The 22,811-nt window shown below is 65.7% G+C and carries 37 protein-coding genes and 1 pseudogene; 25 read left to right on the forward strand and 13 right to left on the reverse strand.

Features of this window, described 5'->3' with window-relative positions; all coding sequences use genetic code 11:
- The 12 genes from Rhe02_RS27165 (at position 1) to Rhe02_RS27220 (ending at position 6,340) form a co-directional block, all read left to right on the forward strand.
- Entirely contained in the window at positions 1-393 is a 393-nt protein-coding gene (locus Rhe02_RS27165; protein WP_203911207.1) for a hypothetical protein, read from the forward strand.
- Between the two features lie 24 nt (positions 394-417).
- A complete protein-coding gene (locus tag Rhe02_RS27170) occupies positions 418-1,143 on the forward strand; it encodes a hypothetical protein (RefSeq protein WP_203911208.1) in 726 nt (241 codons plus the stop codon).
- A 63-nt stretch (positions 1,144-1,206) separates the two neighbouring features.
- Positions 1,207-2,100 (forward strand): DUF4082 domain-containing protein, encoded by an 894-nt coding sequence (locus Rhe02_RS27175; protein WP_203911209.1) that lies wholly within the window; start codon positions 1,207-1,209, stop codon positions 2,098-2,100.
- Entirely contained in the window at positions 2,101-2,418 is a 318-nt protein-coding gene (locus Rhe02_RS27180) for a hypothetical protein (RefSeq protein WP_203911210.1), read from the forward strand. It abuts the gene before it with no gap.
- A gap of 3 nt (positions 2,419-2,421) precedes the next feature.
- Entirely contained in the window at positions 2,422-3,039 is a 618-nt protein-coding gene (locus Rhe02_RS27185) for a hypothetical protein (RefSeq protein ID WP_203911211.1), read from the forward strand.
- 1 nt (position 3,040) lies between these two features.
- Entirely contained in the window at positions 3,041-3,460 is a 420-nt protein-coding gene (locus tag Rhe02_RS27190; RefSeq protein ID WP_203911212.1) for a hypothetical protein, read from the forward strand.
- A 37-nt stretch (positions 3,461-3,497) separates the two neighbouring features.
- Positions 3,498-3,758 carry a hypothetical protein gene (locus Rhe02_RS27195; RefSeq protein WP_203911213.1) on the forward strand — a complete coding sequence of 87 codons (261 nt, stop codon included), beginning with the start codon at positions 3,498-3,500 and terminating at the stop codon, positions 3,756-3,758.
- Between the two features lies 1 nt (position 3,759).
- A complete protein-coding gene (locus Rhe02_RS27200) occupies positions 3,760-4,515 on the forward strand; it encodes a hypothetical protein (protein WP_203911214.1) in 756 nt (251 codons plus the stop codon).
- The gene (locus Rhe02_RS27205) at positions 4,512-4,871 is read left to right on the forward strand and encodes a hypothetical protein (RefSeq protein WP_203911215.1); all 360 of its coding nucleotides are present in this window, start codon (positions 4,512-4,514) and stop codon (positions 4,869-4,871) included. Before Rhe02_RS27200 ends, Rhe02_RS27205 begins: the two co-directional genes overlap by 4 nt.
- A gap of 1 nt (position 4,872) precedes the next feature.
- Positions 4,873-5,286 (forward strand): radical SAM protein, encoded by a 414-nt coding sequence (locus Rhe02_RS27210; RefSeq protein WP_203911216.1) that lies wholly within the window; start codon positions 4,873-4,875, stop codon positions 5,284-5,286.
- 2 nt (positions 5,287-5,288) lie between these two features.
- A complete protein-coding gene (locus Rhe02_RS27215; protein ID WP_203911217.1) occupies positions 5,289-5,816 on the forward strand; it encodes a hypothetical protein in 528 nt (175 codons plus the stop codon).
- Positions 5,817-5,887: 71 nt separating this feature from the next.
- The gene (locus tag Rhe02_RS27220; protein WP_203911218.1) at positions 5,888-6,340 is read left to right on the forward strand and encodes a hypothetical protein; all 453 of its coding nucleotides are present in this window, start codon (positions 5,888-5,890) and stop codon (positions 6,338-6,340) included.
- 55 nt (positions 6,341-6,395) lie between these two features.
- On the opposite strand, the gene Rhe02_RS27225 is transcribed toward Rhe02_RS27220, so the two are convergent.
- On the reverse strand, positions 6,396-7,103 hold the full coding sequence (locus Rhe02_RS27225; protein ID WP_203911219.1) for a hypothetical protein: 708 nt from the start codon (positions 7,101-7,103) through the stop codon (positions 6,396-6,398).
- Between the two features lie 64 nt (positions 7,104-7,167).
- Between Rhe02_RS27225 and Rhe02_RS27230 the strand changes: the two genes are divergently transcribed.
- The 7 genes from Rhe02_RS27230 to Rhe02_RS27260 are packed head-to-tail and all read left to right on the forward strand — an operon-like array spanning position 7,168 to position 13,994.
- The gene (locus Rhe02_RS27230) at positions 7,168-9,132 is read left to right on the forward strand and encodes a hypothetical protein (protein WP_203911220.1); all 1,965 of its coding nucleotides are present in this window, start codon (positions 7,168-7,170) and stop codon (positions 9,130-9,132) included.
- Positions 9,132-11,951, forward strand: coding sequence for a hypothetical protein (locus Rhe02_RS27235; RefSeq protein ID WP_203911221.1), 2,820 nt, complete (start codon positions 9,132-9,134; stop codon positions 11,949-11,951). Before Rhe02_RS27230 ends, Rhe02_RS27235 begins: the two co-directional genes overlap by 1 nt.
- A 9-nt stretch (positions 11,952-11,960) precedes the next feature.
- Positions 11,961-12,401 carry a hypothetical protein gene (locus Rhe02_RS27240; protein ID WP_203911222.1) on the forward strand — a complete coding sequence of 147 codons (441 nt, stop codon included), beginning with the start codon at positions 11,961-11,963 and terminating at the stop codon, positions 12,399-12,401.
- 11 nt (positions 12,402-12,412) lie between these two features.
- The gene (locus Rhe02_RS27245) at positions 12,413-13,252 is read left to right on the forward strand and encodes a hypothetical protein (RefSeq protein ID WP_203911223.1); all 840 of its coding nucleotides are present in this window, start codon (positions 12,413-12,415) and stop codon (positions 13,250-13,252) included.
- Positions 13,253-13,255: 3 nt separating this feature from the next.
- On the forward strand, positions 13,256-13,516 hold the full coding sequence (locus Rhe02_RS27250; protein ID WP_203911224.1) for a hypothetical protein: 261 nt from the start codon (positions 13,256-13,258) through the stop codon (positions 13,514-13,516).
- Positions 13,513-13,701, forward strand: coding sequence for a DUF7620 family protein (locus Rhe02_RS27255; protein WP_203911225.1), 189 nt, complete (start codon positions 13,513-13,515; stop codon positions 13,699-13,701). Before Rhe02_RS27250 ends, Rhe02_RS27255 begins: the two co-directional genes overlap by 4 nt.
- Positions 13,698-13,994 (forward strand): putative phage holin, encoded by a 297-nt coding sequence (locus Rhe02_RS27260; protein ID WP_203911226.1) that lies wholly within the window; start codon positions 13,698-13,700, stop codon positions 13,992-13,994. Before Rhe02_RS27255 ends, Rhe02_RS27260 begins: the two co-directional genes overlap by 4 nt.
- Here Rhe02_RS27260 and Rhe02_RS27265 read toward each other — a convergent pair.
- Positions 13,985-14,308 carry a hypothetical protein gene (locus Rhe02_RS27265; RefSeq protein ID WP_203911227.1) on the reverse strand — a complete coding sequence of 108 codons (324 nt, stop codon included), beginning with the start codon at positions 14,306-14,308 and terminating at the stop codon, positions 13,985-13,987. The genes Rhe02_RS27260 and Rhe02_RS27265 overlap by 10 nt on opposite strands.
- A gap of 46 nt (positions 14,309-14,354) precedes the next feature.
- Between Rhe02_RS27265 and Rhe02_RS27270 the strand changes: the two genes are divergently transcribed.
- Complete coding sequence (locus Rhe02_RS27270) at positions 14,355-14,549, forward strand: hypothetical protein (RefSeq protein ID WP_203911228.1); 195 nt, start codon at positions 14,355-14,357, stop codon at positions 14,547-14,549.
- 98 nt (positions 14,550-14,647) lie between these two features.
- Positions 14,648-14,866, forward strand: coding sequence for a hypothetical protein (locus tag Rhe02_RS27275; protein WP_203911229.1), 219 nt, complete (start codon positions 14,648-14,650; stop codon positions 14,864-14,866).
- A gap of 121 nt (positions 14,867-14,987) precedes the next feature.
- Here Rhe02_RS27275 and Rhe02_RS27280 read toward each other — a convergent pair whose 3' ends face one another.
- The 8 genes from Rhe02_RS27280 to Rhe02_RS27315 form a co-directional block, all read right to left on the reverse strand.
- Positions 14,988-15,374 (reverse strand): hypothetical protein, encoded by a 387-nt coding sequence (locus Rhe02_RS27280; protein ID WP_203911230.1) that lies wholly within the window; start codon positions 15,372-15,374, stop codon positions 14,988-14,990.
- Complete coding sequence (locus tag Rhe02_RS27285) at positions 15,364-15,831, reverse strand: DUF6221 family protein (RefSeq protein ID WP_203911231.1); 468 nt, start codon at positions 15,829-15,831, stop codon at positions 15,364-15,366. Before Rhe02_RS27285 ends, Rhe02_RS27280 begins: the two co-directional genes overlap by 11 nt.
- Complete coding sequence (locus Rhe02_RS27290; RefSeq protein ID WP_203911232.1) at positions 15,824-16,060, reverse strand: hypothetical protein; 237 nt, start codon at positions 16,058-16,060, stop codon at positions 15,824-15,826. The genes Rhe02_RS27285 and Rhe02_RS27290 overlap by 8 nt, the downstream gene beginning before the upstream one ends.
- Entirely contained in the window at positions 16,053-16,274 is a 222-nt protein-coding gene (locus Rhe02_RS27295) for a hypothetical protein (RefSeq protein WP_203911233.1), read from the reverse strand. Before Rhe02_RS27295 ends, Rhe02_RS27290 begins: the two co-directional genes overlap by 8 nt.
- Before the next feature lie 84 nt (positions 16,275-16,358).
- A complete protein-coding gene (locus tag Rhe02_RS27300; RefSeq protein WP_203911234.1) occupies positions 16,359-16,631 on the reverse strand; it encodes a hypothetical protein in 273 nt (90 codons plus the stop codon).
- Positions 16,628-16,768 carry a hypothetical protein gene (locus tag Rhe02_RS27305; RefSeq protein WP_203911235.1) on the reverse strand — a complete coding sequence of 47 codons (141 nt, stop codon included), beginning with the start codon at positions 16,766-16,768 and terminating at the stop codon, positions 16,628-16,630. The genes Rhe02_RS27300 and Rhe02_RS27305 overlap by 4 nt, the downstream gene beginning before the upstream one ends.
- 116 nt (positions 16,769-16,884) lie before the next feature.
- Complete coding sequence (locus tag Rhe02_RS27310) at positions 16,885-17,160, reverse strand: hypothetical protein (protein WP_203911236.1); 276 nt, start codon at positions 17,158-17,160, stop codon at positions 16,885-16,887.
- Between the two features lie 69 nt (positions 17,161-17,229).
- Positions 17,230-17,397, reverse strand: coding sequence for a hypothetical protein (locus Rhe02_RS27315; protein WP_203911237.1), 168 nt, complete (start codon positions 17,395-17,397; stop codon positions 17,230-17,232).
- A gap of 95 nt (positions 17,398-17,492) precedes the next feature.
- Between Rhe02_RS27315 and Rhe02_RS27320 the strand changes: the two genes are divergently transcribed.
- Positions 17,493-17,693, forward strand: a complete 201-nt coding sequence (locus tag Rhe02_RS27320; protein ID WP_203911238.1) for a hypothetical protein — start codon at positions 17,493-17,495, stop codon at positions 17,691-17,693.
- Positions 17,694-18,426: 733 nt separating this feature from the next.
- On the opposite strand, the gene Rhe02_RS27325 is transcribed toward Rhe02_RS27320, so the two are convergent.
- Positions 18,427-18,612, reverse strand: a complete 186-nt coding sequence (locus Rhe02_RS27325; RefSeq protein WP_203911239.1) for a hypothetical protein — start codon at positions 18,610-18,612, stop codon at positions 18,427-18,429.
- Between the two features lie 224 nt (positions 18,613-18,836).
- Between Rhe02_RS27325 and Rhe02_RS27330 the strand changes: the two genes are divergently transcribed.
- Both Rhe02_RS27330 and Rhe02_RS27335 read left to right on the forward strand, forming a co-directional pair.
- Entirely contained in the window at positions 18,837-19,070 is a 234-nt protein-coding gene (locus tag Rhe02_RS27330; protein ID WP_203911240.1) for a winged helix-turn-helix domain-containing protein, read from the forward strand.
- A 142-nt stretch (positions 19,071-19,212) separates the two neighbouring features.
- Entirely contained in the window at positions 19,213-19,428 is a 216-nt protein-coding gene (locus Rhe02_RS27335) for a winged helix-turn-helix domain-containing protein (protein ID WP_203911241.1), read from the forward strand.
- A gap of 692 nt (positions 19,429-20,120) precedes the next feature.
- Here Rhe02_RS27335 and Rhe02_RS27340 read toward each other — a convergent pair.
- Positions 20,121-20,933, reverse strand: coding sequence for a tyrosine-type recombinase/integrase (locus Rhe02_RS27340; RefSeq protein ID WP_203911242.1), 813 nt, complete (start codon positions 20,931-20,933; stop codon positions 20,121-20,123).
- A gap of 196 nt (positions 20,934-21,129) precedes the next feature.
- Between Rhe02_RS27340 and Rhe02_RS50035 the strand changes: the two genes are divergently transcribed.
- Entirely contained in the window at positions 21,130-22,026 is an 897-nt protein-coding gene (locus tag Rhe02_RS50035) for a 5'-3' exonuclease (protein ID WP_239124076.1), read from the forward strand.
- 92 nt (positions 22,027-22,118) lie between these two features.
- On the opposite strand, the pseudogene Rhe02_RS50040 reads toward Rhe02_RS50035, so the two are convergent.
- Positions 22,119-22,805: pseudogene (locus tag Rhe02_RS50040) on the reverse strand (MHYT domain-containing protein); the annotation flags it as partial.
- Positions 22,806-22,811 lie beyond the last annotated feature (6 nt).

Raw genomic sequence — 22,811 nt, forward strand, 5'->3', positions numbered from 1 at the left:
GTGGCCAACACCATCACCCGGGTCACCAACAAGGGCAGCATCGTCGACGTGTATGCGTCGGCGGCCCGCACGGCATCACCGGACACGGTGGAGCTCGAGGTGGCCGGTCACATCGGCATGCACCTGACCATCGACGCCACCGCGGCCACTGCCACACCGTCGGTGGTGTTCTCGATTCTGGGTGTGGACCGCACCAGCGGTAAGACCTACGTGATCCTGGCGTCGGCTGCCGTCACTGGTACCGGCACGACGGTGCTGCGGGTCGGTCCGGCGCTGACCGCCGCAGCCAACCTGGTGGCCAACGACATCTTGCCGCCGATCATCCGCATCTCCGCCGTCCATGGAGATGCTGACAGCCTGACTTACTCGGTCGGCGCGGCGTTCTGCGCCTGACGGCGCTCCAACTTGGAGGTGGACATGCAAGGTGTCAGCACGCCGTCAGGCTCTCTGTCGATCCAGCACATCCGCGGCGGCGACCCTGTGCGTGACCAGTTCGACGGCATCGTCGGCCGGTCGCTGTGGCCCGCCAAGGAGCTGACGGTCGCGGAGATCGCCCACTACGGCCTGCCCCGCAAGGGCTTGGACGAGCGGGTCAACGCCTGGCGTACGGCAAACTGGCGCAACCTGTTCCGCGGCGCACGCAAGGCGCTGACGGCCAGGGCGCTGCGTCTGTCCAACATGTATGGGTCGCTGTACATCAGCCACATCAAGGCCGACGGCGAGGTACTCGACCTCGGCCTGGCGTCGATGCGAGTGGTCACCACGGCAGGCGTCAACTTCCTCGTCGACGCTTTGCAGGGTTCGGTGGAGCCGGAGATCCTTCGCTATCACGGCGTCGGAACGGGCAGCAATGCCGAGGCGTCGGGCGACACCGCGCTGCAGACGGAGTCCACGACGATCCTGACGGTCGATTCGACGCGGGCGACCGGTTCGCTGACCGAGGGCGCATCGGCCAACATCTTTCGGTCGGTTGGCACGATTTCGTTCGACGGGTCAGGGGCCATCGTCGAGCACGGGCTGTTTTCCCAGGCTGCGACTGGCGGCGGAACGTTGCTCGACCGGTCGGTATTCAGTGCGATCAACGTGGTTTCGGGCGACAGTCTCGTGGTGACATTCGATCTGACCCTGCCCGCCGGATCCTAATGATCTTGGCGCGACGGTAATAATCCCAACTCACTGGCATTCCTTCGAACCGAGGAGGATGCCATGGCCGAGTCCATCTTCACCAACCAAACCCCGTCGCTCACCAACGAAAACGACGGCGTCCCTTACTGCCTCGGCACCGTGTGGACCTCAGACGCAGACGGGACCGTCACGGGTATCCGCTGGTACTTCCCGGCCACCTTGCCCACCTCCACGCCCACGGTGGCGCTGTACAGCTGGGATTCGGAGACCACCGGAACCTTGCTGGGGTCAGGAACGTTCGTCTCACCCACCGCGGGCACATGGAACACCGCAACACTGGACACACCCGCCGCCATCACGGCAACCACCAAATACGTCGCGGTCGTCAGGACTGTCAACAGATACGTCGCGACGTCCAACTTCTTCACCGGTGCGGTTACCAACGGCCACCTGACCGCGCCAGCCGACAGCGGCGGTGTCCACAACGGCAAATATGACGACCTGCACAACGCCGTCAACACGATGATCTATCCGCAGCAGACCATCAACAAGGGCTGCTACTTCGTCGATCCGGTCGTCACGTTCAGCACCGAGTACACGCAATCCGTTGGCGGGTCGTCCACACCGACCGGGGCGATCGCCAAAGCGACCAGCCGCGCGCTGGCCGGATCGTCGACACCCACGGCCACCATTGCCCGCAGCATCGCTCGCACACTGTCAGGGACGGCCACGGCGACGGGTGCGATCACGAGGCAGATCTCGCGGCTCCTGTCGGGTTCGGTCACGCCGACCGGCGCCATTCTCAAGGCCGTCTCCCGCCTCCTCGGCGGATCGGTCACACCGACCGGTGCGGTGGACAGCGAAATCAACGTCATCCTGACCGGCACCTGGCACATCGGCAGACCCAAAACCAGCTGGCACATCGGCCGTGCCCGCACTTCGTGGACGCTCGGCCGGCCGAGAGTAGGAGACTAGGTGTCCGCTGAGCTTTCGGTCCTGGCCGTCACATACGTCAAAGTCCCGGTGCGGGTCACCGAGAGCGGCGCATCGGTGGACCCGACGGGCGCAACGGTGCAGATGGCCTTCACCGCCTCCGACGTCGACCCGGTGTCGGGCGACTGGAAGACGGCGAGCTGGGAGACCGACGCCACTACTACTCCGGACACCTATCTGGCCAGATGCCTTGTCGGATCGGCGGTCACGCTCGCAGTGGGCACCTACGACGTGTGGGTGAAGATCCTGGCCTCACCAGAAACCGTGGTCGACCGCGCCGGCTTCCTGAAGGTGGTGTGAGCGATGGGGATCGGTGATGCCTACGCAACCCTTGAGGAGCTGCAGGACCGCCTCGGCGGGGTGCAGTCCGGCGCTGATGACGACAAGATGGAGGCCGCCCTCCTCGTGGCCGCCCGGGGTATCGAGAAGGTGTGCCGTCGCCAGTTCAACCGGTCCACTGTGGCCACAGCCCGCCTCTACTACCCGCAGCGCAGCGGCCTGCTGGTAGTCGACGACTTCCACACCACCACCGGCCTGATCGTCGCCATCGACACCGGCGACGACGCCACCTACGAGACGACTCTCACCACCGCCGACTATCAGGTGGAGCCACTCAACGGCATCGTTGATGGCGAAGAGGGCTGGCCGTACTGGCGGATCCGGCTGATGCGCTCGGCGACACCGATCCCGCGCCGCTCGCTGCGCGCGCCCGCCCAGGTGACCGCGCAACCGGGCTGGACTGCCGTGCCGGAGCCGATCAAAGAGGCCAACCGTGCTGTCGCCGAAGAGGTGTTCAAGCTCAAGGACGCGCCGTGGGGTGTGGCCGGAGCAGGCGAGTGGGGCACGATCCGCGTCCGGGAGAACCCGATGGTGATGGCGATGATCGCTCGGTATCGCCGCGATCCGGTGCTGGTGGCCTGACATGGCTCTCGACCTCGAGCTCATCATGACCAACCTCGACGCGCGGCTGCAGACCGTGACCGGGCTGAACTCGACCCCAGAGGTTCCCACGCAGGGCACGCCGCCGTTCGCCTTCGTCGGCGTGCCACTCATCCCGAACTACCACTTGACGATGAACAAGGCCCGCGTCGAGCTGAGGCCCACCATCACCCTGCTCGTCGGCAAGGGCACCAACCGGTCCGGTCAGTTCCAGCTGGCCCGGTACGCCAACCCGGCCGGCGAATACTCCATTCAGGCCGCGATCGAGGGCGACCGAACTCTTGGCGGGGCATGCGAAGAGTGCGTCGTCGAATCGTTCCGCCCACTCGGCTCCGAGGAGATGGGCGTTCTCGGCTACTTCGGCGGCCAGTTCACCTTACTCGTCGTCGCCCGCGGCAACTGACCGCATCCAACTTTCCGCACCAAACCGAGGGAGCACCGTGGGCAAAATCGTGCACACCACCAAGGCTGACGTCGAGCGGCGCAAGGCCGAGATCCTGGCCCGCTGCATCGAGGCGACCGTGGTCGGCGATGTGCCGATCCGTGACGCCGTGGACCGCGAGGACCGGGTGAAGGGGCAGACGGTGCGGCTGGACCCGCAGGACATGGCCAACCCGCAGCCCGGCAGGACGCTGATACAGCCGCTGATCGAGGCGGGCTGTATCGAGCTCGTCGCCGCCGAGGGCGCACCGGAGGCCTGACATGGGCGTGCTGGCGATCACCTCGGCGTTCATCTACTGCGGTGCGGTGGACATCACGGGCGCCGCAGACGAACTCACGTGCCGCGCCGAGGCGGAGACCCGCGAGTCGACGACGCTGCGCAGCGCGCAGACCGGCTGGCGCAGCTTCAAGAACACTCTCAAGGCGTCCACCGTGTCCAACAGCGGCTTCTGGTCGTCCGACTCGGCGGCAGACCTGGACCCGGACTTCTTCACCAACCTCGGCGTGTCCAATCAGGTCATCACCTGCGGCATGATCGAAACCGAGGGCGAGCTCGCGCATTTCATGCGCCACATGACCACCGAGTACACCTTCCCGCAAGGCAACGTGGGCGACCTGGCCAAGTTCGCGCTGAACTCGTCGGGATCGGACGGCCAGATCGGCCAGATCCGCGGCAAGCTGTTCAAGGAGTACGGCTCCGGCACGGCGACCAGCTCGACCGGCGCGATCGGTACGGGCATCCAGCTTGGCGCTGTCGGCGGTGCCCAGTTCCTTTACGGGGCGCTGCATCTGTTCGGGACGGCGGGCACAAGCATCACGGTCATCGTCCAGTCGGATGATAACTCCGGCTTCACCACGCCGACGACCCGCGGAACCTTTAACGGCGGCTCGATCACGGCCGCGGGCGGGTACTGGCTGACTCCGGTTGCCGGCGCGATTACCGACGACTACTGGCGGCTCAACGTCAGTGCGATCTCGGGCAGCTGGGTCATCGGCGGAGCGCTGGGCATCCGATGACCGTTGCCGAGCTCACCACCGTCGCCCCGCCCTACGGCGATCTGTGGAAGGTCGCCCGCGTGGACGTCATGGGCGAAGGCGTCACCTCCGACCAGCGCGAGGAACTGTACGCCTGGCTGCAATCGCTGGGCGTCCCCTACCGCGAATGCCGGCCGAACGTGGTCATCACACAGAACAGCGAAGACGCCCGGTATCTGCTGCACTTGGCCCGCTTCGCCGTCGATGCCAACGGCGACAAGTACGTCGCCCACGCCGAGAACGTCGTGCACACCACGCCGTTGGTCGTGGCTATCAAAGACTTTCCCGCCTGGCTGGTCCAGGCATCGCACATTCAGGACCAGCCCAAGGAGGCATGAAGTGGCGATTTTGGCCCTACTAAACGAGTATTTCCTTTTCAACAGTGTCAACCTGTCCGACCACACGACCTCGTGTGTGCTCACCGCCAACGCGGACGCTCTCGACTCGACCGCGATGGGTGACTCGTGGCGGGAGAACACTGGCGGGTTGAAGGCGGGCACGCTCGCGGCGACCCTGCACGACGACTTCGCCGGCGGCTCAGTCGACGCGACGATCTGGGCGGCGTTCGACGCGAATGTGGCTGTGGCCGTGGCGGTGAGGCCAGTGAACACGACCATCGCAGCGACGAACCCGGAGTATCAGGTCAACGTGCTGCCCAACCAGTGGCAGATGGGCGGGCAGGTCGGCACGCTGGCTCAGAAGCAGCTCAGCTACCCGACCACGGGCGCGATGGTCCGGGACACGACCCCGTAGCAATGCTGATCACCGTCTCGGGCAGCAAGGACTTCGAGCGCTTCGGCGCCGCGATGGCCAAGGCTGCCCGGGTCGACTTCGACCGCGAACTGCATCGCGGTCTGATGCAGGCAGGCGAGGACATCGCCGACGCAGTCCGCCGCCAAACCGACCACTACATGCCGTCGGGTTACGAGCAGCTGCTCGCCGCTCGGCTGCTGACGAAGGTGGAGAAGGCGGCGAAGTTCAAGGGCGTCACCGTCATCGTCTACGCCAAAGGCCGATCGGGTCGTCGCGATGTGGAGCGGCTCAACGACGGGCAGCTGCGCCATCCGGTGTTCGGCCGCGAACGCGTGCTCAAGGCGCAGGGCCGGTACGCGAAGAAGCGAGCCAATCTGGTCAACGGCCGGTACAAGAACCCGTGGTCGGTGACCAAAATCCGGCGCGGGTTCTTCACTGTCCCGGTGAAGCTCGAAGGGCGCAAAGCGCTCAAGCGCCGCGGCGAGCAGGCAATCGACCGTCTCTTCGACGGCATCAGCAAGTCCATCTAGAGCTCCAGCGCCCGTCCCTATGGGAATGGGGTGGCGGGCGCTGGTTCAACCCCATTTCCCAAGGAGCAGCTGTGGCAATTGAGCTTGCCCTGGACCCGAAGGACCAGGCGACCTATGGCGGACCGGAGTGGGTTCCGCTCGACCTTGCCGGCCTCGACTTCATTCCGTTCGACGTCCTGGATCCGCTCGAACACCAGATGATCCGGCTGTGGGGCATCGGCCTGCCCAGGTTGATTGCCGAGGAGATGCCCGAGGACACGATGCGGGCCAAGCTTGGCCTGATCTGGTTGGCTCGCAAGCTGGCGGGAGTGGAAACACCGGACCTAGCCGAGTTCAAGATCCATGCACGACGGGTCGCGGTCCGTGCGGGGGTGAAGCCGGCAGGCGACGGAGGCCCCCCAGCGAAAGCCTCCTCCGCTACGTCCTCGGAGGAAAGAGCGTCCGCGACGGGCTCAAGCCCCTCATCCCCTGGTTCTGGAAAGACTCGGGCTACCAACTCCCGGCGCGTGAAGTCTGGAAACTGACCGCATCCGATGCCCACGCCTACATCGACGCGTGGGCGAAGGCTGCAAAGAAGGGCTAACAGTTGGCAGAGAAGGCTGGCGGACCGTATTTGACTTCCGGCCCAGGGTTGTCAGCTGTGGTGACCTGCCCTGCTGGTATCTGCAAGCCGAAGCCGGTCAAGGTGCTGTGGAACTGCTCGCCAAGGGGAACCACCTGCGAGGTGATGCCACCTTCGGCGTCGGCGAGCGACACCGCCAAGACGTCGCCGCCTGGCAAGTCTGCGGATGCCACCGAAAGCGACACCCACCGGTCGTAGACGGCGTCCGGGGCGAAGTCCAGCCGGACTCTCGCAGCCTTGCTGGCCACGCCGAGCTGGTGCGGTCCGCCCGTCGTGACATTGATCGGCCCGTTGCCGGTCTGCAGCTCGATTAGGCGCAGGTCAGGCCGACCGTTGAGGTTGGCCGGAATCCAGATCATTTGCTGCCAGGTCCAGCGGCCGGTGTCCTCGTACTCGTAGAGGTCACCTGTCACCTGCGCGGTGATGGTGAATGCGGGCAGCGGCGGCACGGCAATCCCCACCTGACACGGTGCCGCTGCGGGTGCTATTGACAGTGCTGCGGCTGGCCGGGGCGCACCTCGCCAAGACGGCAGCGTCACCGCAATGACGGCGATCACGATTACGCCGACCACAGCGACGGTGGCGACGACTCGCTTTGGATTGTCCAGCCATCCGCCCTGATCCACGGGCGTTGGCGGTTGATCTAAGTCAACCTCGATGCTCACGATCACACGGTAACCAGGTCTGTCACGAGATCACTTCCTTCGATCCGGTGAAGGTGGTGGCCTGGTGGCTGACGAGGAACTCCGCGCGCACGTCAAACTGACCGGCGACGCCCAGTTCAAGCAGCAGATGCAGGGTGTCGGCGACTCGGCCGACCGGGCTGGCGACCAGATCGACGACCTCGCCGACAACACCGGGCACCTAGCCAAAGAGGCCGCCAAGGCCGAGGCCGAGGTCAAGCGCCTAATTCACGCAATCAACGAAACTGGCGACCTGGAACTGCTCAAGGCGCTGAGGAAGGAGAAGCGCCAGCTCCGCCTCTTTGAGAACCTGGGGAAGGAACTCAAGGCCGAGCTTGAAGAGGCAGTCGAGGAAGCCACTCCAGACGCCGCCGACGCTGGCGGAGAGATCGCCGAAACTGTCGTCGAGGGCATGAGCTTCGCCTTCAAAGCTTCCAGGCCGCAACTCATCGCAGGCCTGGCCGCCCTCGCAGCTGTGGCGTCGCCCTTTATCGGCGGCGTCATCGCATCTGCCGTCATTGGCGGGGTCGGTATCGGCGGCATCGCCGGTGGCCTTGCGGCCGCCTCTCAAGATTCGCGCGTCAAAGGCGCGGCCGAAAGGCTCGGCGAAGTCGCGCTGAACGCGTTCGAGCAGGCGGCCGATCCCTTCGTCGCGCCGGCCATCGAGGCGCTCGACCTCCTCGGCCGGGCAGCCGTTGACGTGGCGAGCTCTATGAAGCCCGCGTTCGCCGCGCTTGCGCCGGTCTTGATGCCACTCACGCAGGGCCTGGTCGGGCTGGTCGAGGAAATGATGCCCGGCCTGATCAAAGGCATGGAGGCGGCCAAGCCGGTCATCCGGGCAATCGCCAAAGAATTGCCGGAGATCGGTGAGGCGTTCGGCGACTTCATAGGCACGATCGCCGAGGACACCGACGGAGCCATCATGGCCTTCGCAGCGCTGTCGGACGGCATCCAGTTGGCTCTGCGATGGACCGGCAACATGATCGCGGCGCTGGAAAAGACCTACGAATGGTCCATCGGAGCGGCCAGGGTGGCCAACGAAGTGCTGGTCAAACTGTTCGGATGGATTCCCGTCATCGGGAACATCTTCAAGGAGAACGGGCCCTGGCTCGACAGTCTCGTGGGCGACCTGAATAAGTCGGGCGACGCCTCCAACGACTTCGCAGGCGACCTCGAAGGCATAGGCGACGCAGCCAAGGACGCGGCCGACGAGATCGACGCCATGAAGAAGGCGATGGACAACGCCTTCGGCAAGGTCATGGACATCAACCAGGCCACGATCGCCTACGAGCGGGCCATCGACGACCTGACCGAGTCGGTGGAAGAAAACGGCAAGTCGCTCGACGCCCGCGAGGAGAAAGGCCGCGCCAACCGAGGCGCGATCCTCGACGAGATCCAGGCCATCAAGGATCTACGCGACGCCAACATTGACAACAAAATGTCCGTCGAGGACGCAAACGCGCTTTACGAGCAGCAGATCGAGACGCTCCGCAAGAACGCGATCAAGCTGGGCCTCAACAAGGACGAGGTCAACGCCCTTGTCGACGCCTTCAAGGGACTCCCGCGCGACACCACGATGGAAATCCGCTTCCCGGGCCTGCTCGAAGCCCTGACCGCAGCCCGCGAGCTGTCGCGGCTCATGGGTTCGCGTGCCGCAGGGTTCAACCAGCCGGGCTACGTGGATGTCCTCGGCGGCGTCAGCTCCGGAACGTACGTGTCCGGCCGTGCTTCCGGCGGGTCGGTCATGGCCGGTGCCACCTATGTCGTCGGCGAGAACGGCCCCGAAATCCTGCAGATGGGCGCGTCGGGCGGAACGGTCTACAACGCATCCCAGACCGCGGCGATGATGTCCGGCGCTTCGGGCGGGGCGGCGGGCGGGGCGATGAACCTCATCGTGTCGGTCAAACCCGGCTTCGAAGGTGCCATGGGCGCCGCAGTAGCCAGCTACCTGCAGTTCGAGGTGCAGACAACCGGCGAAGGCGACGCCCAGCTCTACTTCGCGGGCCGCTGATGGCGTTCCCGGCAACCCCGCTGGACATCGAGGTGTCCATCGCCCTGAGCGCGGACCTGACCGCGGACCCTGACACGTGGGTGTTCACCGACATCACCGACTACGTGCGTGAGGACCGCAAGATTTCCATCCGCCGTGGCAAGACGGGCAAGTTCGCACAGGTCACGGCCTCCCGCTGCTCCTTGACGGTCGACAACTCCGATGGGCGGTTCTCCCGCCACAACCCGGCCGGCGCCTACTACGGGCAGATCAAGAAGAACACGCCGTTGCGGGTGCGGGTCAACAACGGCTCCGGCTACGTCAACCGCTTCTGCGGCTACGTGACCGGCTGGCCGCCGGAGTGGGATCCCAGCGAGGCCGACCAGACGGTGTCGCTGTCCGCCGACGGCATCATGCGCCGCCTGGGCCGCGACGCCACAACCCACTCGCCTGCATACGGGAGGTTTTCGGGCCTGACCGGCAGCGGCTTCACGCCGCTCGCCTACTGGCCGATGGAGGACGCCCGCGGCGCGACCTCGTTCGCCAGTGCAGTCGGCGGCGACCCGATGGTGCGCGGCACTCACCTCTACTCCGGCGCGGCCGGTCCGGGAACAGTGTCGTTCGCCGACGAAGCGACGTTGCCGGGCTCCCTCCCGCTGCCGGTTTTCGGGCCCGCCTGCAGCATGCGCGGGCCGATACCGGCCTACACGGACACCGGCCAGTGGGTGTACCAGATCATGCTGCGGCTGCCGTCCGAGCTGGACTCGCAGATCCTCGGCCTACTGGACCTGCGCACCACCAACACCGCCCTGCCGTACGTGTTCGTCGGCCTTCTCACCTCAGGTTCCGCATCGGCCGTCGACATACGGGTTCAGGTCTACGACGCCGCGATTTCGCTGACCGACACCTTCACAGTCACCATCAGCGACGCCGACATCTTCGACCAGTGGGTGTCGATCGTCGTCTGCTCGAAACTGAACAGCAGCGGCAGCAACGACACCGTCAGCCTGACCATCCTGGACACCAACGGCGACTCGCTGGGGACAACAGGCGATCAGGTTGTCGACGCGAACTTCCACGGCGCAATCAACTTCGCCGAGGTGCTCAGCCCGACTGGCGTCTACCCGGTCACCGTGCTTTCCCTTGGTGGAGCCGCATGGGGTCACGCCGCCATCTACACCGACCCGGCCTTCACCATCGGCACCCACGATGTCGCCAACGCGATCGCGGCCGGCGGCCACCTCGGCGAAATGGCCCACGTCCGGGCGGCCCGCCTGGCTGACGAGGCCGGCATTCCCTTTGTGGTCACCGGCAGCACCAGCGTCACCATGGGGCCGCAGCGCATCGCCAAGCCGCTGGACCTGCTGCGCGACTGCGCTCTCGCCGACCAGGCCATTTTGTATGAGCCGCTCGACTTCGGCCTGGCCTTCCTCACTGGCCGCAGCCTGTACAACCAGACCCCGGTCGTCACGCTGCAGTACGACCAGGGCCATGTAGCGCCGCCGTTCCGGCCCGAGGACGACGACCGGGATTTCTACAACGACGTGACCGCGCAGCGGCCCAACAGCGGCGCTCCGATGCACTACGCCAACGCGGCATCGGTCGCCGAGGTCGGCTCCTACCCGCTTCCGGTGTCGCCGAACGTCGAAACCGACGACCAGGCGTACCAGATCGCAGGCTGGCTGGCGACGGTCGGCAGCAACGACGAGCTGCAATGGCCAGCGGTAAGGCCGAACCTGCGGCGTGCGCCGGAACTGATCGACGACTGGCTGGCCGCGGACATCGGCAAGAACCTGGCCGTCACCGACCACCCGTCGCCGCTGGCACCGGACGACATTGTGCAGCTGATTGAGGGCTACGCCGAGGTCCTCGGCTCGTACACGTTCGAGCCGACGGTGACGCTTTCGCCCGCGACCATCTACAACAGCATCGGATTGTGGGGTCTGGTGGGCAAGGAACTTCACGCCGCCATCAATAGTTCGGCAACCTCGGCCGACATTGCCACCACGTCCGGCCCGCTGCTCGCTTTGACTGCCTCGCTCGGTGCGGGCGGCTACACCGGCAAAATCGGCACCGAGGAAATCCAGGTCACCGCAGTCGCCGCGTCCACCGTCACGTTCGGGACGACCGGCACAGTCACCCACGCGTCCAATGCCAGCGTCACGCCAGGCATCCCTGCGTCGGTGGCCACTGGCGACCTGCTGCTGTGCCTGGCCGCGATCCGCAACTCCGGCACAGGCGTGCCGAATACGCCAGCTGGATACACCCGCCTGGCTGTTTTCGGTAGCTCCATCAACGTCCAGTTGTTCGCCAAAATCGCCACCTCGGGCGCGGAAGCTGCGCCCACCATCACGTTCACAGGTGGCGTCGCTAACGCGGACACCAGCGCCCAGATGATCCGGCTGTCCGGCAAGTGGCACAGCGCGTCCAATGTGCTGCTGGACTCGGCCAGCTGGTTGAACCCGTCGTCGCAGAACATCGCCTACCCGGCGCTTAGAGTGCCGCTGGCTGACAACTGCATCATCCTGTACCTCGGCTGGAAGGCCGACGACTGGACCTCGGTCGCATCACCGGGCACCGAGATCGGCGAACCCGACACCACCACTGGCGATGACCAGGGAATCGTCTGGGCCTACTCGATCCAGACCACGGCGGCGGCTATCACGCCTGGCAGTTTCGTGGTCACGGGCGGAGCGGCGGCCATCAGCCGTGGGGCCGTGCTGGCGCTGCGCTGCGACTACCAGACCGCCACCATCACCCGCTCCGTCAACGGCGTCACCGCAACCCATTCAGCCGCTGACGCGGTAACTCTGGCCGACCCGTCGGTCTGGGCCCTCTAGGAGGCTGCTGTGGCCGTTCTCGCCGGCGCAATCACCGATCCCGCAGACCTCACCGCCGTCTTGCGGATGGTGGCCACGATGGCCACCTACACGCCTGAGCTGACCTCGAGCTCGGGTTCCCCGACCATCGGCAACGGGACGCTGACGGGACGTTACCTGCAGTCCAACGGGCTGGCCTACGTCCAGATCCAGCTGACTCGTGGCTCCACCACCGACTACGGCACCGGGTTCATCTCGCTGTCGGTGCCCATTCCGGCGCTGTCGGTCGACTACGTGGGCGCGTGCACCCTGTTCGACGCGAGTGCCAACTCTTTTGCCGCCGCCTGCCAGATGGAGACGACGACGTCGATTACGCCGGTCAGCTCCAGCGGGGTCATCACGTCGACGAGCCCATTCACGTGGGCGACGAGCGACAGGATCCGGATCACCATCCTCTACGAGCACGCGTAAGGAGGTACCGAATGCCCAGCTATGCCCAGCTCGAAAACGAAGCCGCGTGGCGGGATGAGATCGTGCCGGCCGAACTGGCCCGGATGGGCCGCACCGTGCGCACCGCCTTGGGCCTGAGCCCCGATGCGGTCGGGTTCAAGGGCAACAACCTTCACCTCAACGGCGCCCACCGTTCGCGGCGCTGGATCCTCACCTCGGACTGGTGCACCGACCGCACCTACACCGTGTCCTATGCCGACGACAAGCTGGGCGACCAGGACTGGATCGCCGGGTTCGACATCTCCGCGCCGCCGCACATCCTGCTGCCCATGTGCCAGCGCCTCGACGCCGCGGTGCGCGCGGGCCGTCTGGAGGAGCTGGCCGCCTGGTACGGCAACCTCGACGGCGACCAGCGGGTGGACGGCTACAACAACATTCTCAACCGCGTCTCGACCTCGGATTCGTCGCATCTGACGCACCTTCACGGAACCGTTCTGCGCCGTCACGCCAACAACGCCGCGTTCATGGCCAGGCTGGCGGCCGTACTGATTGGAGACGACATGCTCAAAGACGAAACCCTGCCGACCCTTCCCGCGGAGACGCTGGCCACCGGTGACGTGCTCCCCGCGGAGTCCCGCTCCGCAGACGTGGCCCTGGCCTACGCCCTGCGCAACTCGTACGCGGCCCGGCGGGCTGCTGAGGCGGCGCTGGCCAAGCTGGCCGCCGGTATGCCGGTCGCCTTGCCCGACGCCCAGCTCGACCTGCTCGCCGACAAGCTGGCCGCGCGGCTACCAGCACCAGCCGTACCGCCTACCGCCGAAACGATCGCTAAGGCTGTCGTCGCCGAGACCGCACGTGAGCTGACGGACTGATCGATGTGGTCGGAACTGCTGCCCTTCGCGGCACCTGGCGGGGCGGTAGCGGTCCTGACCGGGGCGGTGTGGATGGTGCTCACCGGACGGCTGATACCGGCCTCAACCCACGAACGGGAACTGGCCAACCGCGACAGGCAGATCGAACGGCTGATCGCGGAGAACGACGTGCTGGTAAAGCAGCGCGACGGGCTGCTGGAACTGGCGCAGGTTACGGTAGGCATCGTGCGCGCCCTGCCCGCAGCGAAGGAATCGGCACCGTGAGGTGGCCGTGGTCGAAGCGGCCCAAGCCGGAAAACACGGAGGCCGTCAAACAGGCCCAGAAACGCCTCGACGCGGCCCATGCGGCTGAGCCTGAAGTGTCGCGGGTGGTCCGTGAACTGCGGCGCATCCAGATCGAAAACAACTTCGCCGCCCTGCTCACCTCGGCTTTCAGGGACCATCGGTGAAGGCTTTGGCCGGCGTCCTGCTCGTCGCCGCCTTTGTGGGCGGGCTCAACTTTGTCATCACCTACCAGGTGCTGGCGAAGTGGTGGCGCTCTGAGGTGGGCCGCACCATGATGGCGTTCGCCATGTGCGAGACGGCCGTGCTGGGCTTGTCGGTGCTAGTGATGGCGTTCGGCGACTTCTGGGGCCGTGAGGCGCTCGGGCTGCTGGCGTTCCTGGGCTTCACGACGGTGTCGTGGTGGCGGTGGCTGGTGCTGCTCAAGGCGCAGCTGCCCAAGGGCGAGCCTCACTCCTGATCGTCGGCCAACTCGCCGACCGGGAATCCGGCCTTACGCAGCCGCTCGTCGATATAGGCGGCCACCTCGTCCAAATCCTGCTCGTCGGCACCAGCTTCTAGCAGCATCGCGCGCAGGGTCCGATATTGCCAATGCCTCGGGCTGCAGATGGCGTGGGCAAGCAGATGCGGGTCGGTGCTGACCGTGTGCAGTTCGGCAATGGCGGCGTCCCGGTCATATTGGCCGCTGGTCTTTCGGGCCGCATGCCTGGATGCGGTGCCGGTGAGCGCGGCGATTTTCAGTCGGTCACGGGAGTCATGCCGCGCGGTTTCCATGACCACAACTTCCTACGTCCACGTCCAACCCGTCAAGGAGAAGATCATGGGCAAGTATGCAAAGGCCATCGTCGCGGCGCTCATCGCCGGAGCCAGCGTGCTCCTGACCGGCCTCGACGACGACGTCGTCACCCGCATGGAATGGATCAGCGTCCTCATTGCCGGTCTGTCCGCGCTGGGCATCACCTACGCGGTTCCCAACAGCAAGCCGCTGCCCGAGTCGGCGCGGCACCTGAACTGATGACCGCCGCCCGCCCATCCGAAACCCATTTCCACGTTCACCTGGATATCCCTGGGCTGGTGGACCACACCGCCCAGCTTGACCGAATGGAGCAGCTCATGACCGCAGCGAACGACGCACTGGTGGCCCTCAAGGCTCAGCTCGCCGACACCACCTCCGACGTGCTGGCCAAGCTGGCGCAGCTGACCGAGCAGCTGGGCGAGATGCCCGAGGATGCCGCCGCGACCCTGGCCGAGATCACCGACGCGGTGTCGGCGCTCGACGCGACCGTGGGCGACGCTGACGGTTCGGACGTGCCGCCTCCCGTCGAGGAGTAACCAACACGGGACGGCTCCCGCGTATGCTAATCGCGGGCATCCTCCGCCCCGAGCGAAACGACAGAGCGCGCTGCTTCCTTCGGGAGGCAGCGCGCTTTTTGTTGTCTGGATGTCCTAATAATTAGGCCTCGGGTGGTGTCGCGAGCTTGCCGTGGTAGGCCAGCACCGACATTCGGTCCGCCTCGGTCATCGGTCCCATCTTCGCTGCGATCTCGTCACAGATCTGCCGGGTACTACGCCCAAGCCCCTCAGTCACAGCTGGCGCTTGCGGGTCCAGGTCGGCGATCAGCCATCCGTCGTAGTAAAGCGCGTCGAGTTCGGTGTCGTCCCACGACGCGTACCAGGGTGTGATCCGGTCGCCGTCGATGTTCCAGTCGTCGAGAGTGGTGTGCAGCGGTCCGCCTGTTGGGTGGATGGCGTACAGCTCGCGGACCAGTGCGAGCGCTTCGGCAATCTCGGGCGTCCAGTTGGCAGGTTGGCCCGCCTCGTTCCAGCAGTCAACGCACATCGGCGGGCACCTCGATGCCGTAGACCTCGGCGAGCGCGAGCAGGGTGTCGCACCAAGGCTCTGGGTGATAGAACTCCTCGTGTCGCCACTGGTCACACTTGCCGCACATGTACTCGACTCCGACCTGCTCGTACATCACCGCTGGGTCTTTGCGGTCCGGCGCTGCAATGAAGCCAAGCTTCGGCTTGCTGTAGATCGGGTGCAATTCCAGGAGCTTCCGGTGTGCTGCTACCTGCCGCAACGCGCGCGCCGGATCGTGGCGCGCGATGTGCTCCCCGTCCACGTCATTGATAGGCGACCCGCCAGCCTTCCGCGCGGCAACCGAGCCTTCGGCGCTGTCGATGGTGAAGGTCTCGCGGTCGTAACTCCAGGTCGGGCTGAAGCCTGCCGCCCGGAGCGCGATCCGCTCGTCCTCGTCCAGCGCCGCCTTGAGCTTGTCTATCAGCGTGTCAGCCACAGTCAGCACCGCCCATCAGCTGTTCAATCTCCTCGCGCGCCTGCCGAATCACCCGCGTCTTGTACCTGATGTACGTGTCCTCGTCGATCCGGCCAACCTCGCCCGTTTCCGGGTGGACGAAGTCTTCAGCCTGGCTGCCCATGCCGTGGTTGAACAGGCCGTCGAGGACCCGGTTGAGCGGGTCGCTCGTCCATTCGTCGACCATCGCCAGGGCCTCGTCCTCATCCACGGTCGGCCTCCGCGAGACGGATCAGTGCGGCGGCAAGCCACATCTCGACGACTCCGCGCGGCTGGCTCTCAAGCATCTGCTTCAGCGCGACCATTGTGTGCGCGCGGTCGTTCAGCGCGAGGTCGCCTTTCAGCGCCTCCACCTGCTGGTCAATTTCGCTGTCGACGATCGCCGCGAACTGGTCCGCTGCTGCCGTCTGGTCGGGTGTGGGCATAGGTTCCTCTCTCCTTAATATGGCGGGGCGAGACGGAGCCACTAGTCCTGGTTCCGTCTCGCCCATCTTCGCTTACCTTTCCGATCACTGCTTCGCCTTACCTGCGCGTACCGCGGTACGTGACACACCCAGCTCGTCTGCCGCCTGACGCTGCGACGTGTCCGCAGCCCGGCGCTGGCGCACCACACGTGCCCACCCAGTCAACAGGCGGGCTTCCTCACGCAGATAGTTGCGCCGGGCGATGATCGCCGCATGGAGTTTGGCGTCGTCTGCCATGTCTTCGCAGCGGACTCCGACCATCGCGTCGACCAACGTCGGCATGGTGTGGGCTGTATCGGTGCCCACCTCGGCGGTCACGACACCCACCTGTAGCTGTCGTGGATGCTGGCCAAAACGGCGCCCACGATCGCACTGCCCAGTGCGGTGGTGCACAGCCAGCAGATGCGGCTGGGCTGGTAGTTGAGCCGGCCGAAACCGGCACGGGTAATCCTCATAGCTCCTCCTTGGGTTGGGTAGGTTGACTGCCACCGGCCGACGCTTCCTTCAGACGGCAATCGGCCGGTGGGTCTCGTGCCTGCAGCTCCGCTCCGAGGTGACTGCAGGCTGGGTGCTACGGGGCGATACCGACGTCCCACGAGTAGGTGTCGGGACCGTCCTGGCCGTCGTTGTGGGCGGCTACGAAGCGCTGGTACTCGCCCGACTCGCCGTACGCCGTGTAGGTGTAGGCCTCGCCCAGGTAGTCGAAGTCTTCCTTCTCCACCTCTGGACAGTCGGTGAGCGCGCGCACCATCTGGTCGATCGCCCACGTCTTGTGGTGCTCGCCGTCTGCCTGGCCGTACATGTCGGCGATGTGCAGCGCTGCGTCGATGCGTTCTTGCAGGTCCACTTGCTTTCCTCCTTCGTCTGGCCGATCCGTCTCGCCCACAGCGGGGAAGTCTGTGGGCGAGCGGTCCTGTCAGCGTGCGGGGTAGATGCGGGTGAGCAGCTGCAAACGCTGCCCGTCGGTCTCACGGTGCAGCCGGGCAGCTGCCCTGCCCAGGGCGACTGCTTTCTGCCGGCCGAGGGTTAGTGCGTGCTGGGTGACGTAGCGGGATGCGATCTCTTCGTCGCGGGTGGTGGGCATCTGGGCCTCCCTAGGATTTGGTATGCCTACAGTGTAGGCCACATGCGTAGGCATGGCAATAGCGTAGGCCAACGGTGTATGCCATACTTGTAGGCGTGACCGACCACGAGGAGGCATTGGCGCAGGCTGCGGCCGACTACCGCCGCTTCCTGGACGCCCGCCAAAAGCTCGGCGACGCCATACGCGCCGCCGACGCCGCAGGCATGCGCCAGGTCGACATCCTCAAAGCCACCGACCACGTCTGGACACGCGAGCAGGTCCGACGCGTCTGCTTGAAAGGCGGCAACGATGAGTGACCTCGCCCAGCGCCAGATCGCCGCTGTCCGCGCCTACCAAGCCGAACACCCCGACATCGACTGGACCGTACCGCCAACGTGGTCCAGCTCAACTTCGACGCTGAAGCCATAGGTCATCAGCCGCGCGATCCGATGTGGGACAAGCTCGACATGTGCTGCTGCCACCCGGAGCTGCCACGCCACCACGCGTAAGACTTAGTGCTCAAGACTTTGACACCGGCCCTCGCCTAGCGCGAGGGCTTCGTGCATGAGGGGATAACAGCTTCAACCTGTCACGGCGCTGTCCGATTCATACCTTGTCCGTGAAACCATCGCGGGTACCTGACGCGCCCGATTTGCTCCCGTGAAACGCGTTCCGGTTACTGCGCGGCTGGTCAGCTAACCGAGGTTTCACGCATGATCCCCCGGGTGAGCGGTGTCCAGGAGTCGGTGCGAAGGAGTCGTGGACACCGCCCCTACCCATCCCGGGATGGGAGCCTCAAGCGGGTGGGCGTGAGCGGTGCCCAGGGACCAACTCCTGTCTGGGCACCGCCCGCTCTCCCAACCCCGCGCTTAACGCAGGCTCACAGCCGCGACGCCTTCGCCAACGTCCTGCGATGCGCACGCCTCGCCCGCCGATACGTTTCACACGGCCACGGCCCACACAACCGGCGGCACAACCCGCACCAGTCGCGCCGATGCAGGCGCATCACCGTCCGCGACCACGCCAGATCGTGACGCAACAACGTTGGAGTCATCGCCCACACCACTCAGCTTTGGCCCGGTCGATGCGCTCCTGGCGCAGCTTCACACAGTCGGGGCAGTCAGCGACCACCCCGGCCGGCTGTCTGAACCATTTCAGGCCGCAGATCGTCCACCGGCCAGTGGACCCGTTGTAGTAGTTGTCCTCGTCGGCGTAGTGCCGGATTGCCTGTGTCATCGTCGCCTCCCGCAGCTGGAGAGCGCCACCCCGCGCTAGCACTGCGCTCCCGCGGGGTGGGCCGAACAGGTGGCAGTCCCGCCGCTGCGCCAAGCGAGAGCTCAGCGAACTGACTTCGATGGCACGGGACTGCCGCACCCGACACTACGCGCATCATGCGCATGGTGTGAAGCATGCGCGGTGTGATCAACTCTTCGGGACCACGAACGGAGAGTTCAGAGCACATGCCCGAGCCGAAAGCCCACACCTTCCGGGACCTCGCCGAGATCATCGAGGCGCGTATCCGCGCCGGCGTCTACCCACTCGGCGACAAACTGCCCACCCAGGAAGAGATGGCCGACGAGTTCGGACTCGGGCTGACCACCATCTCCAAGGCCGTGATGATCCTGCGGGAACGCGGCCTGGTTACGAGCCGCCCGCCGAAAGGCATCTTCGTGGCCGACGAGCTGCCTTCCTAGCTGGCTCCAGCCGTCCTCTAGCGACAACACCCAGGTAGACGCTTGCAGACGTTCACGCCATGGCAACTATGTGCATTATACGCATTGTCCGCATCATACGGACCGTGATCGACTTCTCTGGCCGCAAAGAGAAGAGACCACGTTGCCCAGGCCAAGCCGGTACACCGACATCGCCGAAAGTCTTGAAGCACGCATCCACAAAGGGGAGTTCAAGGCAGGCGACAAGCTGCCCACCCACTACGAGCTGTGCGCCGAATACCAGGTGGGCTACACAACGGTGGCGAAAGCAATCGCGATCCTGCGCGATCGTGGCCTGGTGTACGGGATAGCGCCGCTGGGAGTTTTCGTCGCCGACTAGCCTCTGACCTGGAACTTATTCAACTTATCCAGGTAAGTCACTAACGGGTGAGTCAACCATGCGCACAGTAGGTACCGTGCGTGACGACCTTGACACCTGGTGTGAGCTGGCGCGTATGGGCTTTTAGGGCCATGGTCGACAATCTTGGCGGCCAATTCACATGTGGAAATCAAACTCCAACTAGACCGAAAGACTATTGGCGAAGCTCTGAGCTGGGAGAAGCCTGAGACCTCTCAGGACTTAGGGTGCGGACTTCCTGACCTGCCATCACTTACGGGGCAGCCCACCAGCCGGATCAACTCATGCCGCTCGGAGGCGAGTCAATCATGCTCAAAATCTGGGAGAACTACCTCAGGCAAATTGCACTTTGCAAGGCAAGGCTGCGCGCGTGGCTTCGCTCGGTCGAAGAAGAGATACTCGGGCCGCGCCAGCCGGAGTGGAGGTCGTGGTGACCATCCTCGCGATCCTCTTCGTCCCGAGCGGCAACTGCGCATGGATGGACACATGCGCCCAATACACCGCCAGGCACGGCTACCAGGTCATTGCCGTCGTCTCGGCGTGGGCCGACGCCATCCGCCTAGCCCGCCTGCATTCAGCTGTCGTCGTCGCGGGTCGCCGGGAGCACCTGCCTGCAGACCGCCTTCCCAGGCTGGAGATTGTCGTCGAAGAGGGCGACACCCCGACCAATTTGCCTATGCGGCATCGCCCTCGCCGAACGTCGGTAGTGAATCGATGATTGCCTGCAACTGTTCGTCCGCCACCGCAATGTAGCGGGCAGTCGTTGCCAGGTTGGCATGTCCGAGCGCCCTTTGCAGCGCTCGGACATCCTTCGTCTTCGCATAGCTAGTCGTGGCCATCCACCCGCGCAGCCGGTGCATCGAGACGCCGTACAGACCGAGGACTTCCTGACAGTGAAGCAAGAAGTTCGTCGACAACTGATGCTCGTCGGCGACTCGGGCCAACGGGCCGGACGGAAGGTCCTTCACGGCGTCCCAGACGACCGGATGGGTCGGCAGTATGCGCGCCTTCTCCCCCTTGCCTCGGTGGACGCTGGTGGCCTTCTCGGTGACGTGCTCGCGGTGCAGCCGCCAGATCTCGATGCACCGCAGCCCCCCGTAGCAGGCCAGCTTGGCCCACAGCAGGTACGGCTCCCGCGCCTCGGTGAGGATGGTCCGCACCTGCGCGTCGGTGGCCACGCGCGGCAGGCCGACCTTCACCACGGGACGCGGGATGCCGGCGCTTGGGTCGAAGTCGATGATGCCGCGACCGTGGGCCCAGCCGTAGAAGCAGCGGATGGCGGCGTGGTAGACGGCCCGGCTCGACGCGGCCAGGCCGTCTCTCCACAACCAGTCGCGGAGTTCTTCCTCGCACGCGATATCGGCGCCGAACGGCAGATCTCGGTCGAGGGCAACTACGCATCGCTGGTAGTCGCGGATGGTGCGGGGTGAGCGGCTTTCCTGGCGCAGGTGCGCGGCGAAGGGTGCCAGCAGGTCGTCGATAGCCATAAGTCACGCTCGCACCACAGTCCGCGATGCTGCATCGGTTGTTGTGGTCACGATCCGGTCAGGGCCAGCGGAAGGCGAGCCGGTCGGCGGGTTGCCTGCCTGGGAATTTGGTTCAGGGGTCCACCGGTTGGCCGGGTACGGCCGGTCACGGTCGCCTTACGAACGTTAGGGCAACTAGCCTGTTTGAGTGAAACCAATGCTCCTAGTCGACGCGCCGAGCCTGTATTTCCGTGCCTTCCATGGCATTCCCGAGAAAGCCGCCCGCACAGACGCCGGTGAGCCGGTCAATGCCGTGCGCGGTTTCCTGGACATGATGGCCACCCTGATCCGCACCCGGCGGCCTGGCCGCGTTGTTTGCGCCCTCGACTACGACTGGAGGCCGGCTTGGCGGGTCAAGCTGATCCCGTCCTACAAGCGTCACCGGCTGGCCCCCGGTGGCGGCGAAGAGGTCCCCGACGCGCTGGTCCCCCAGGTGCTCATCATCCTGGATTTCCTGCACGCCATCGGGATACCCGCCTTCGGCGTCGACGACTACGAGGCCGACGACGTGCTGGGCACCCTGGCCTTCCAGGGACCGGCCCCGGTCGAGATCGCCTCCGGCGACCGTGACCTTTTCCAGCTCGTCAACAAGACCACCACGCTGCTCTACTGCGGACGTGGCGTGGCCAAACTGGAGGCCTGCGACGAACCGGCGGTCCTCGCCAAGTACGGGGTGCCCGCGTCTTCCTACGCCGACTTCGCCGCGCTGCGCGGCGATCCCAGCGACGGCCTTCCCGGCGTGCCCGGGGTCGGCGAGAAGACGGCAGCCCGCCTGATCGCCCGCTACGGCTCGCTGGACGCCATCGTCGCGGCCGTCGCCGACCCGAAGGCCGACTTCGCCCCGGGTCTGCGCGGCAAGCTCGCCGACGCGGCCGACTACTTGAAGGTCGCCCCGGAGGTGGTCCGGGTGGCGCTAGACGTGCCGTTGCCCGAGTTCGACCCGGTGTTGCCGGGCGAGCCGAACGACCCCGGCGTGTTGCTCGAGCTGGCCGAGCGCTGGAACGTGGCGGGGCCCTGCCGGCGCCTGGTCGACGCGTTGGTCGAGGCGGCCTGAGCGGCTTCCCGCTGCTTCTGCCGGGCCTCCAGGTAGGCCCGGCCGTCGAAGTCCTCGTCGGAGGGGGCCGCGCCGATGATGAAGATGAGGGCGCCGATGACCACCAGGACGAGCATGCCGATCGGGACCAGAAGGCTGCCCGCGGTGGCGCCGTCGATCGCGATGGTGGGCTTGGTCAGCTCGACCGACATCGCGGCCATGCCCGTGTAGTGCATGCCGCACACGGCGACACCCATGATCAGGGCTGCCCCGAAGATCAGGAGCTTGCGGCGCAGGATCACCGTGAACCAGAGCGCGACCGTGGCCGCGACCACGGCGATCACCACCGAGGCGGCGACCAGGCTCGGGTCGTAGTTGATTTTTCCGTCCAGGCGCATGGCACCCATGCCGGTGTAGTGCATGATGGCGACGCCGACCCCGGCCAGGATGCCACCGGTGATGATCCGGGGGGCGCCCCGGCGGCCGAACCCGGCGATGAACAGGCCGATGCCGACCACGACGACGGCAAGCACGGCGCTGGCGATCGTGATGAGCACGTCGTAGCGGATCCGCGCTCCGGAGACGGTAAAGCCGAGCATCGCCATGAAGTGCATCGACCAGATTCCGGTGCCGCCGAGGGCGATCGCCGCCGCAACCAGCCACCAAGATCGTTGCGAATTCGTGCGAGCATCCCGCGCACGCGCGGTGATGATCAAGCTCAGCAACGATCCGAGGATGGACAGGACGTACGCCACGGCAGGCGTCAGGAGTCCATATGAGAAGTGATGCACATCGGCCACAGAGGC

The organism is Rhizocola hellebori (assembly GCF_016862955.1).
Classification (GTDB): domain Bacteria; phylum Actinomycetota; class Actinomycetes; order Mycobacteriales; family Micromonosporaceae; genus Rhizocola; species Rhizocola hellebori.

Coding starts and splice junctions, on each gene's coding strand:
- Rhe02_RS27215 (WP_203911217.1), top strand. CDS start 5,289: ATGCTGATCACCGTCTCGGGCAGCAAGGACTTCGAGCGCTTCGGCGCC.
- Rhe02_RS27175 (WP_203911209.1), top strand. CDS start 1,207: ATGGCCGAGTCCATCTTCACCAACCAAACCCCGTCGCTCACCAACGAA.
- Rhe02_RS27235 (WP_203911221.1), top strand. CDS start 9,132: ATGGCGTTCCCGGCAACCCCGCTGGACATCGAGGTGTCCATCGCCCTG.
- Rhe02_RS27270 (WP_203911228.1), top strand. CDS start 14,355: ATGGGCAAGTATGCAAAGGCCATCGTCGCGGCGCTCATCGCCGGAGCC.
- Rhe02_RS27330 (WP_203911240.1), top strand. CDS start 18,837: ATGCCCGAGCCGAAAGCCCACACCTTCCGGGACCTCGCCGAGATCATC.
- Rhe02_RS27280 (WP_203911230.1), bottom strand. CDS start 15,374: ATGTGCGTTGACTGCTGGAACGAGGCGGGCCAACCTGCCAACTGGACG.
- Rhe02_RS27265 (WP_203911227.1), bottom strand. CDS start 14,308: ATGGAAACCGCGCGGCATGACTCCCGTGACCGACTGAAAATCGCCGCG.
- Rhe02_RS27275 (WP_203911229.1), top strand. CDS start 14,648: ATGACCGCAGCGAACGACGCACTGGTGGCCCTCAAGGCTCAGCTCGCC.
- Rhe02_RS27190 (WP_203911212.1), top strand. CDS start 3,041: ATGGCTCTCGACCTCGAGCTCATCATGACCAACCTCGACGCGCGGCTG.
- Rhe02_RS27245 (WP_203911223.1), top strand. CDS start 12,413: ATGCCCAGCTATGCCCAGCTCGAAAACGAAGCCGCGTGGCGGGATGAG.
- Rhe02_RS27205 (WP_203911215.1), top strand. CDS start 4,512: ATGACCGTTGCCGAGCTCACCACCGTCGCCCCGCCCTACGGCGATCTG.
- Rhe02_RS27315 (WP_203911237.1), bottom strand. CDS start 17,397: ATGCCCACCACCCGCGACGAAGAGATCGCATCCCGCTACGTCACCCAG.
- Rhe02_RS27185 (WP_203911211.1), top strand. CDS start 2,422: ATGGGGATCGGTGATGCCTACGCAACCCTTGAGGAGCTGCAGGACCGC.
- Rhe02_RS27200 (WP_203911214.1), top strand. CDS start 3,760: ATGGGCGTGCTGGCGATCACCTCGGCGTTCATCTACTGCGGTGCGGTG.
- Rhe02_RS27305 (WP_203911235.1), bottom strand. CDS start 16,768: ATGAGGATTACCCGTGCCGGTTTCGGCCGGCTCAACTACCAGCCCAGC.
- Rhe02_RS27250 (WP_203911224.1), top strand. CDS start 13,256: ATGTGGTCGGAACTGCTGCCCTTCGCGGCACCTGGCGGGGCGGTAGCG.
- Rhe02_RS27325 (WP_203911239.1), bottom strand. CDS start 18,612: ATGACACAGGCAATCCGGCACTACGCCGACGAGGACAACTACTACAAC.
- Rhe02_RS27170 (WP_203911208.1), top strand. CDS start 418: ATGCAAGGTGTCAGCACGCCGTCAGGCTCTCTGTCGATCCAGCACATC.
- Rhe02_RS27295 (WP_203911233.1), bottom strand. CDS start 16,274: ATGCCCACACCCGACCAGACGGCAGCAGCGGACCAGTTCGCGGCGATC.
- Rhe02_RS27340 (WP_203911242.1), bottom strand. CDS start 20,933: ATGGCTATCGACGACCTGCTGGCACCCTTCGCCGCGCACCTGCGCCAG.
- Rhe02_RS50035 (WP_239124076.1), top strand. CDS start 21,130: ATGCTCCTAGTCGACGCGCCGAGCCTGTATTTCCGTGCCTTCCATGGC.